Source organism: Rheinheimera sp. (assembly GCF_020217005.1).
GTDB lineage: Bacteria > Pseudomonadota > Gammaproteobacteria > Enterobacterales > Alteromonadaceae > Pararheinheimera.
On sequence record NZ_JAIWOI010000216.1, the window covers coordinates 1 to 10,000 of the forward strand.

The following is a 10,000-nucleotide window of genomic DNA, read 5'->3' on the forward strand; positions in this document are numbered from 1 at the left end:
TAAAAGATAAAGCGGCTTTGCGCCAGTATCTGGAGAACCGCCAAACGCTGGATGTGATTTTACAAAACCCGGCGCCTTTAACGGCCCAGCAACTGGTGGATGCCTTACGTAAACAGCAACCGCGTTTGTACTCTATAGCCTCGTCTCAGGCTGAAGTCGGGGATGAAGTGCATTTAACTGTAGGAGTGGTGCGTTACGAGGCTTTTGGCTGCACGCATTTAGGTGGTGCTTCAGGTTTCCTGGCAGAACGTTTGGAAGAAGGCGCTCCATTAAAAGTATTTGTGGAACACAACGACAACTTCCGTCTGCCGGACCATGAAACCCCGGTTATTATGATAGGCCCTGGTACTGGCATAGCGCCGTTCCGCGCTTTCCTGCAAGAGCGGGATCAGGCTGGTGCTACCGGTCAGAACTGGCTGTTCTTTGGCAACCCGCACTTTACTCAGGACTTTCTGTATCAGGTCGAACTGCAGGATTATTTAAAACGCGGTGTGCTAAGTAAGCTGGATGTGGCCTTTAGCCGCGATCAGGCGCAAAAGGTCTATGTGCAGGACAAACTGCGCTTAAAAGCCGAAGAAATCTGGACCTGGTTGCAGCAGGGTGCTTATCTGTATATCTGCGGTGATGGCAACAAAATGGCCAAAGATGTACATCAGGCTTTGCTCGATATAGCGCTACAACAAGGCGGCCTGAATGCAGAGCAGGCTGAACAGTATTTTGACGATTTACGTCAAGCCAAACGTTATCAGAAGGATGTTTACTAATGACTCAGCCAATTAACCCGGATTTACAGGTGCAAGGCCAGCTGTCTGATAACGAGCGGCTGAAAAAAGACAGCCAGTTATTACGTGGCACTATTACTAAAGATTTAAAAGACGAAATTACTGGTGGCTTTAACGGCGACAACTTTATGTTGATCCGTTTCCACGGTATGTACCAGCAGGACGACCGTGATATCCGCCCTGAACGCGCTCAGCAAAAACTGGAGCCTTTGCATAACGTGATGCTACGGGCCCGTATGCCAGGCGGCATTATCAAACCAGAACAATGGTTAGCAATTGATGAGTTTGCGGCGGATAACACCATTTATGGCAGCATTCGTTTAACCACCCGTCAGACCTTTCAGTTCCATGGTGTGCTCAAGCCGAAAATCAAAGGCATGCACCAAATGCTGAACAGCATAGGCATAGACTCTATCGCCACAGCTGGGGATGTGAACCGTAACGTGTTATGTACTTCTAACCCTGTTGAGTCTGTATTGCATCAGCAAGCTTATGAGTGGGCTGCCAAAATTTCTGAGCATTTGTTGCCAAAAACCAAAGCCTACGCCGAAATCTGGCTGGATGAAGAAAAAGTAGAAACCACTGAAGCCGAACCTATTCTGGGCGAAACCTATTTACCACGTAAGTTTAAAACCACAGTGGTGATACCGCCGCAAAACGATGTGGACGTGCATGCCAACGACTTAAACTTTGTCGCTATTGCCGAAAACGGCCAATTGGTGGGCTTTAACGTACTGGTAGGTGGCGGTCTGGCCATGACCCATGGCGATAAAGGCACTTACCCACGCAAAGCCGAAGACTTTGGTTTTATTGGTCTGGAGCACGTGCTGGCAGTGGCTGAGCATGTGGTGACAGTGCAGCGTGATTATGGCGACAGGGTCAATCGTAAAAATGCCAAAACCAAATACACCATAGACCGCATAGGGGTGGACGTATTTAAAGCCGAAGTGGAAAAACGTGTTGGCGTGAAGTTCCAGCCAAGCCGTGCTTATGAATTCACCGGCCGTGGCGATCGTTTTGGTTGGGTGGAAGGCATAGATGGTAAACATCACTTAACTGTCTTTATCGAAAACGGCCGTATTCTGGATTATCCGGGCAAAACCCTGAAAACTGGCGTGGCTGAAATTGCCCGTATTCACAAAGGCGATTTCCGTATGACGGCGAATCAAAACCTGATTATCGCTGGCGTAGCTGCTGAAGATAAAGCCCGGATTGAAGCTTTAGCCCGTCAACACGGTCTGATCAACGACTCAGTCACAGAGCAGCGTAAAAACTCTATGGCTTGTGTGTCTTTACCTACTTGTCCACTAGCAATGGCCGAAGCAGAACGTTATTTACCTACTTTAGTTACTCATGTGGAAGAGCTGCTCAGCAAACATGGTGTGCCTGATGACCACATTATTTTGCGGGTGGTGGGCTGCCCCAATGGTTGTGGTCGAGCCATGTTGGCTGAAGCAGGCTTAGTGGGCAGAGGACCGGGTAAATACAACCTGTATTTGGGGGGGAATACTCAGGGCACCCGTATTCCGAAACTCTATCTGGACAACGTGGCCGAAGCTGAAATTCTGCAAGCACTGGATGAGCTGATTGGCCGTTGGGTGCTCGAGCGTCAAAGCGGCGAATGTTTTGGTGATTTTGTGATCCGGGTGGGTGTTGTGGCTGAAGTGAAAGTGTCGAAGACCGACTTTCACGCCTGAATTCAGTATTAAGCATGCCCTGATACTGGCTGAAAGCTATCGGGGTAGGAGGGCGGACCATGAGTCAATATAAACAGCTGTTACAGCTGGATACAGAACAACAGCAACAACTGCTGGCTGATGCCAACCAGTTACTATTACCTTTAACACCAGCAGAGCGGGTCAGATGGGCGCTTGAACATTTGCCAGACCAGCAGATCCTGAGTTCCAGCTTTGGTATTCAGTCTGCTGTGATGCTGCATCTGGTTACTTCTGAGCAGCCTGATATTCCGGTGCTGCTTACAGATACAGGTTATCTATTTCCCGAAACTTATCAATTTATTGATCAGATGAAGGACAGGTTAAAACTGAACCTGAAGGTATACCGTGCTCACTTAAGTCCAGCCTGGCAAGAAGCCCGTTTTGGTAAATTGTGGGAAACCGAAGCTGGTATTAAACAATACAACCATATGAACAAAGTAGAACCTTTGCAGCGTGCATTAAAAGAGCTGAATGTGGGGACCTGGTTTAGTGGTTTACGCCGCAGCCAGTCCAGCACCCGCGCTGATAAAGATATTATCGAAATCAGCCGCGGCACAGTCAAAGTGCAGCCTATCATTGAGTGGAGCAATAAAGACGTATTTTATTATCTGCAACAGCACGGCTTGCCTTACCATCCATTGTGGGAGCAAGGTTATGTCTCAGTGGGTGATGTGCATTCGACCCGTAAACTGGAGTTGGGAATGACCGAAGAAGACACCCGTTTTAACGGTTTTGGTCGTGAATGTGGTATCCATCTGGACGGGGACGGCATTTAGTTGTCGTCTGTTTAACGGTTAAACCCTACCCACTACCGTTTTTGTCCCTTAAGTGAATAAAAATAACTTGTAGTTAACATTGTGAATGTATTACATTCCTGCACTTATGTAACCCATTACAGGGTTGAATTATCACTACTTTATTGAGGTCTGATAAAGGGCAAAGGGGACTGGATGTGGGGTGGTTAGGTCGTTATTTGCGGCTCAGAACTCAGGACTTAGGCAATGCCGATAGTGCGTTTTGGCAACAGAGTGTGTTGCGTATTATCATGTTGTCCGGATTATGTCTGGTCTCAATCATTGTATTTCACAGTTCCTGGCAAGCATGGCAACTGGGCGCTTATCAGGTCATAGCTCTTACTTCAGTATTTTATTTCGCTTTAGTTTTTGCATTATTTCTATCCAAACAACACACCAAAAAAAGTGCTGCCGCTCTGCTTTTTATTGTGGTGATGGCAGGTCTTTGCATCCTGCTGTTTAACGAAAATTTTGAAATCGGCAAGTTGGGTATTATTTTTATCTACACTCTGCCTATGCTCAGCCTGATGTTTTTTGGCTTCAGGACTGCTTTGTTTTTTATGTCACTGAACTTCATTCCCTTTTTCTTTCTGCTGCAAAATGAAGCTCCGGGTAATTTGTTTGGTTTGTCCATTACTTTGCCCGCAAGCCACAGTTATTTGCATGGCTTGTTGTTTTTATTTTTTAATTTATGCCTGCCCTTGGCCGCGGCACGTATTTTCAGCACGCTAAAACGCAGCGCAGGCCAACTCAGGGATCTGAATCAGAATCTGGTGCAAAGCCATGATTATTACGAAGAGTTATTTGAACACAATGGGTCCGCCACTGTGTTAGTCAGTGCTTCGGGAGATATCATCAAATCCAATAGTCTGGCTTGTGAGATGTTGGGCCTGGAATCAGGTCAGCACGCTAATTTATTATCTTTACTGAATTTTGTACAAGATAGTCAGCTGCAGGGCCACTGGCTGAAAGGTAAAGTGGAATGTAGTTTAAGAAGCCGTCCTGAATCCAGCCTGGTATTAAAGCATGTGATGTTAACCCGATCCGGCCATCACGTAGTCAGTTTGCAGGAAATCAGCGCTTTGCGGCAGCTGCAACAGCAGTTAAAACAAAGTCAAAAGCTACAAGACAGCTGGCTACACTATGACAGCCTGACCTGCTTACCTAATGTTGCTGGTTTTACGGAACTGGTGAATTACAAACAGGAGCAGTTAGCCACTCATGAGTTTGCGCTGGTGGCTATAGTGCGGTTACGTCACGTCAAGACCCTGAATCAGCAATATGGTTATGAATTTGGTAGTCAGTTGTTACAACATTTTGCCAAAGTAGCGAAGGCAGCTTTACCTTCAGATGCCGTATTAGCAAGGGTTCGCGGGGTCAAGTTTGCACTTTGGCTCAAAGGTGATTTGAATGTGTTGGACCCAAAACAATTGGCGCAGGCGATCGCCAGCCAATTACCAGTTGAATTGACGGTTGGGCCTTATACGGCACGTATGAGCTATCAATTTGGCGTCAGCTTCACCGAACTGCGGGACATTCATAACGCGCAACAGCTGATTGAACAATGTGAATTAGCACTGGAGTTGTCGGATCCAAATCAGGCTGTAGGTTTTTATGATCAGCAGCAGGCACAGCAACTGGAACAGGACTATCAGTTGTTAAATGCTTTTCGTGATGCAATACGGCAAAAGCAACTGGAATTATGGTTACAACCTAAGGTGGACCCCCAAGGTAAGATTCAGAGTTTTGAAGCTTTAAGCCGTTGGTTCGTTGGTGGTCAGGCTATAGCCCCTGACTGCTTTGTATTGATGGCTGAGCGTCACGGCCTGATGACGATGTTTTCACGTTTAGTGCTGCAGCAAAGTGTTGCTATTTTGCAGCAATGGCAACGACAAGATTTGCTTTACCCTATAGCTATTAATCTGGGAGGGCCTGAACTGCTGGATGACAGCTTTTTTGCTGAATTGATGAGTCTAAGCGCCGACCATCCCTGGCTGACTCAATACCTGCAGCTAGAAATCACAGAAACTAATATAGCCGTCCAACAACCGCTGTTGCATAAGCGTTTGAGGGCATTAAACCAGTATGGTTTTAGTATTTCGATAGATGATTTTGGCACAGGGCATTCTTCGTTAAGCCAACTGGTCGATTGTCCGGCAGATACTATTAAAATCGACAGGCGTTTTGTTAGTTGTATTCCACAGGACAGCAGAACTGTACGTATTTTGCATACGACTATTCAATTGGCCAAAGCTTTAAACCTGAACATAGTAGCTGAAGGTGTTGAAAGTGATATTCAACGCCGTTTTCTGCAAAGTCTAGGTTGTCAGCTCATGCAAGGTTATTTATTTGGCAGGCCTGCCCCGGCAGATTATTGGCAAGATCAGTTGTTGCCTAAGTCACCAAAGTTGGAGCTGGGTGCAAAAAAGGCATAAGGACATGCTGTTCAGTTTCTATCCATTTTGCCGGTATAAACTGAAATACAAGGTAGATCAGGGACAGAAGCCATGGTTAATAAATTACTGACATCTATAGTATTATTTGGTTTAGTTGCGTGTTCGGAGTCGCCTGTAGCTGAACCTCCGGTTGCGGCGAAACAACCTGATGAATCAGGAGTCTTCCCTCCTGTTGTCGCCACCAGGCCAAATGAGGCAGAGGTGGTCCATACCCTCACTTTGTGGGTGGCAGCACAAAAGCGGGAATGCATGGCGGTTGGCCCGACTGAATGTCTGCAAATCCGCCAGACACCGGAAGAAGACTGGCAACTGTTTTATGGCGATATTGTTGGGTTTGATTACCAGCCAGGTAAGGTATACCAGATAGAAGTCGGTGAAATTCAAATCGCTGAAGCTCCGATGGATGCACCAGATCGACAGTGGGTGTTGTTGAATATACTCAGTAGCAAGGCGGAATAAAGTTCCGGGCCTGCGCAGCATTCGTAAAGATGAGTGGGCCGCCCATATAACTTTTAGTTAGTGCACTTTTGCTGACTGTTCCACTGTCGTATCACTGCTGCAAATCGGGTATTGTGCAATCAAGCTTTGGCCTTGCAGAGGTATTGTGCCTCACTATTCTTATCGTACTTTTTGTTGAATTGGCATGTTGTACCTTTAAGTACTATTGAACAAACTAATATCAGGTCGTAAGAGAGTGGAGTCACTGTATTCATTTTTGTAAGGGCTAAGCTAAACAGCTCCGACTTGCCCCCATGCCGGATTCAGGGCAAAATCGGGCACTTATTCCTATAACTGTGGCGCGCACCACAGCAGCAACAGAGAGTCCTTATGACATCCGAAGCCTTTCGTCCCTGGCAAAAACTTCTGCAACTTGGCTTAGTGCCGCAAATCATTATTGGCATTTTGTTAGGTGTGCTGGTGGCTGTGGTATCGCCGGAGCTGGCTAAAAACTTGTCTTTGTTAGGTACTATTTTCGTTAAAGCCTTAAAAGCTATTGCCCCTTTATTAGTTTTTGTATTAGTTGCATCTGCCATTGCCAACAAACAAGCATCAGAAGGCAGCAGTATCAAACCTGTGCTGGTACTCTATTTGTTTGGTACCTTTTTAGCCGCTGTGGTCGCAGTATTGCTGAGTTTTATGTTCCCAACGACGCTAGTGCTGACGGCTGTGCCTGAAGCTATTGCGGCGCCAGAAGGCATAACTGAGGTGCTCAAAGCATTGTTACTGCAAGTGGTCGATAACCCTATTAACGCTTTGATTACCGGCAACTATATTGGTGTGTTGGCCTGGGCTGTAGGTCTGGGTCTGGCGCTACAGCATGCCAGCAAAAGTACCAAACTGGTCTTTTTTGATTTGTCACATGGCGTGTCGTCTTTAGTGCGCTTTATCATTCGACTGGCGCCTTTTGGTATTCTGGGTTTAGTTGCAGATACTATTGCTACGACGGGCTTTGCAGCCCTGGCAAGTTATGGTCAGTTGATTTCAGTGTTGCTGAGTGCGATGGCCATAATTGCTTTTATCGTCAACCCGTTATTGGTGTTCGCCAAAACAGGTTCCAACCCTTATCCGTTGGTATTCACCTGCTTACGCGAAAGTGGTGTCACCGCATTTTTTACCCGCAGTTCAGCCGCCAATATTCCGGTTAATTTGCAGTTGTGTGAAAAGCTGAAGTTGGATGAAGAGGTCTACACTGTCTCTATTCCTTTGGGCGCTACCATTAATATGGCAGGTGCCGCTATCACTATCACAGTGCTGACACTGGCGACAGTGCATACTTTGGGTATTGAAGTCGATTTTGCCAGTGCTATTTTATTGAGTCTGCTGGCAGCTGTGTCTGCTTGTGGTGCTTCTGGCGTGGCTGGCGGTTCTTTGCTACTGATCCCGTTGGCATGTAGCTTATTTGGGATTCCCAACGAAGTGGCCATGCAGGTTGTCGCGACCGGGTTTATTATCGGTGTGATCCAGGACAGTGCGGAAACTGCGCTGAATAGTTCAACCGACGTGGTCTTTACCGCAGCGGTTTGCCAAAGCTCGGGTCAGAGCCCTCGGGTCTGACTTACAAGTACAAAACAACTCACTAAAAATGGGGTCAGATCACATTAGTTACGCATAACTAATGTGATCTGACCCCATTTTTGCCCTATTCCTTTTAGTTATAAGAGATCGATATCCATTATTGTAAAAAAGACGTTTAGACGTCTAATATGCAGGCTCAGATGAAAAAGCTTTGATTGAGGTCGCCACTCTAACCAAATCAAAGTGCTGTTTATGTCAAAGTGCTGTTTATTCAGCAGGAGCCCCAAGTGCAGTATTTGCCTATTTTTGCCCAATTGAAAAATCGCCCCGTCTTGCTGGTGGGTGCTGGTCATGTGGCATTGCGCAAGGCTGGTACTTTACTAAAAGCTGGAGCCCGTTTAACAGTAGTAGCCACTTACTTTGCCGATGAATTCATCGAATGGCAGCACCAAGGTAAAGCCACTTTAATTGAAAGCCGTTTTTCACCTGAACATATAGCAGGTCATGTCTTGGTGATAGCAGCCACTGATGATGATGCTGTCAATCAGTCGGTATTTGAGGCTGCTGATGCGCGCAATATTCTGGTCAATACTGTGGATGATCAGCCGAATTGCAGTTTTATTTTTCCTGCCATTATCGACCGTAGCCCAATTCTGATTGCTATTTCCAGTGCTGGCACCGCACCTGTATTGGCGCGGCGTTTGCGCGAAAAACTCGAAGCTATTTTACCTGCGCATTTAGGCCCATTAGCTCAGTTAGTGGGGGCGTTTCGCGACAAGGTAAAACAAAAGATTTCAGGTTTTGCTGGTCGTCGTCAGTTTTGGGAGCGGGTATTTGACTCCTCCATAGTACGTGAAGTGCAGGCCAACAGGCTGGAGGTCGCGCAGCAACAATTAGAAGCTTTATTAGAACGGGAAATCCCGACTCAGGGCGAAGTGTATTTAGTGGGTTCTGGCCCGGGCGATCCTGAACTGCTGACCTTAAAAGCATTACAGCTGATGCAACAAGCTGATGTGGTGGTGTACGACTACTTAGTCTCAGAGCCTATTATGCAACTGGTGCGCCGTGACGCTGAACTCATCTGTGTAGGTAAAAAAGCAGGTGCGCATTCTGTAGCTCAGGAAGAAACAAATAACTTGTTGGTTTCTTTAGCTTTATCAGGTAAAAAAGTATGCAGACTCAAAGGGGGCGATCCTTTTATTTTTGGCCGTGGTGCTGAAGAAATCGAAGTCTTGTTACCGCATCAAATCCCGTTTCAGGTGGTGCCTGGTATCACAGCTGCAGCTGGTTGTGCCGCTTATGCTGGCATAGCTTTAACCCACAGAGATTATGCTCAGGCCGTGCAGTTTGTCACTGGTCATTGCCGTAAAGACGGTGTGGAACCAGACTGGCACAGCTTAAGCCGGCCAAACCAGACGCTGGTGATTTATATGGGCCTGATGAAAGTGGAACATATTCAGCAGCAGTTACTCAGCTCAGGCCGAGCAGCAGATATTCCGGTCGCTGTGATTGAAAATGGCACCAGAGCTGAGCAACGGGTCTTCACAGGACGACTGGATCAATTAGCTGATTTAGTCACCCGGCATCAGGTGCAGTCACCCGCTTTGCTGATTATTGGTGAAGTAGTGGCTTTACAGCAGAAATTACACTGGTTTGGTGACAGACCTGATCAACAGGCTCAACAGCCTTTAACCAACAGAATTTAGCGACTTTAATTTCAGAATTCTTTTTTACAGACTTAATGGGAGCAGACCCTATGGGCCAGCCAGTCAAACCTCTGACACATTTGCAACAACTGGAAGCTGAAAGTATTCAGATTTTCCGCGAAGTAGCGGCCGAATTTGATAACCCTGTGATGTTGTATTCCATAGGGAAAGATTCCTCTGTGCTGCTGCATTTAGCGCGTAAAGCTTTTTATCCTGGCAAAATTCCTTTCCCTTTGTTGCATGTCGATACCCGCTGGAAGTTCCGCGAGATGATTGAATTCCGTGACAAAGTGGCGAAACAATATGGCTTTGATTTGCTGGTGCACATCAATCCGGAAGGCGTAGCTATGGATATGAATCCCTTTACCTACGGCAGCTCCAAACACACTGATGTAATGAAAACGCAGGGCTTAAAACAAGCCTTGGATAAGTACGGCTTTGACGCAGCTTTTGGTGGTGCACGCCGTGATGAAGAAAAATCCCGTGCGAAAGAGCGGGTCTATTCCTTCCGCGACCAACATCACAGAT

8 protein-coding genes are annotated in these 10,000 nt (G+C 46.7%); all 8 read left to right on the plus strand.

Translation table 11 applies throughout. The annotated features are described in order from the left end of the window. Positions 1–764: sulfite reductase flavoprotein subunit alpha (locus LDL40_RS10605; protein WP_367304313.1), on the plus strand; the 764-nt coding region annotated here is incomplete at its 5' end. Then, positions 764–2,479: an assimilatory sulfite reductase (NADPH) hemoprotein subunit gene (gene cysI / locus LDL40_RS10610; RefSeq protein ID WP_300995318.1), complete on the plus strand. Its 1,716-nt coding sequence runs from the start codon at positions 764–766 to the stop codon at positions 2,477–2,479. The genes LDL40_RS10605 and cysI, both read left to right, overlap by 1 nt. Positions 2,480–2,538: 59 nt before the next feature. Then, the gene (locus LDL40_RS10615) at positions 2,539–3,276 is read left to right on the plus strand and encodes a phosphoadenylyl-sulfate reductase (protein WP_300995319.1); all 738 of its coding nucleotides are present in this window, start codon (positions 2,539–2,541) and stop codon (positions 3,274–3,276) included. A gap of 176 nt (positions 3,277–3,452) precedes the next feature. Next, positions 3,453–5,729, plus strand: coding sequence for a GGDEF domain-containing phosphodiesterase (locus LDL40_RS10620; RefSeq protein WP_300995320.1), 2,277 nt, complete (start codon positions 3,453–3,455; stop codon positions 5,727–5,729). Between the two features lie 72 nt (positions 5,730–5,801). Beyond that, entirely contained in the window at positions 5,802–6,209 is a 408-nt protein-coding gene (locus LDL40_RS10625) for a DUF4377 domain-containing protein (protein ID WP_300995321.1), read from the plus strand. 369 nt (positions 6,210–6,578) lie between these two features. After that, positions 6,579–7,805: a serine/threonine transporter SstT gene (gene sstT, locus LDL40_RS10630; protein ID WP_300995322.1), complete on the plus strand. Its 1,227-nt coding sequence runs from the start codon at positions 6,579–6,581 to the stop codon at positions 7,803–7,805. Between the two features lie 248 nt (positions 7,806–8,053). Then, entirely contained in the window at positions 8,054–9,472 is a 1,419-nt protein-coding gene (gene cysG / locus LDL40_RS10635) for a siroheme synthase CysG (protein WP_300995323.1), read from the plus strand. 50 nt (positions 9,473–9,522) lie between these two features. After that, on the plus strand, positions 9,523–10,000 hold a 478-nt coding region (cysD, locus tag LDL40_RS10640), incomplete at its 3' end, for a sulfate adenylyltransferase subunit CysD (RefSeq protein ID WP_300995324.1).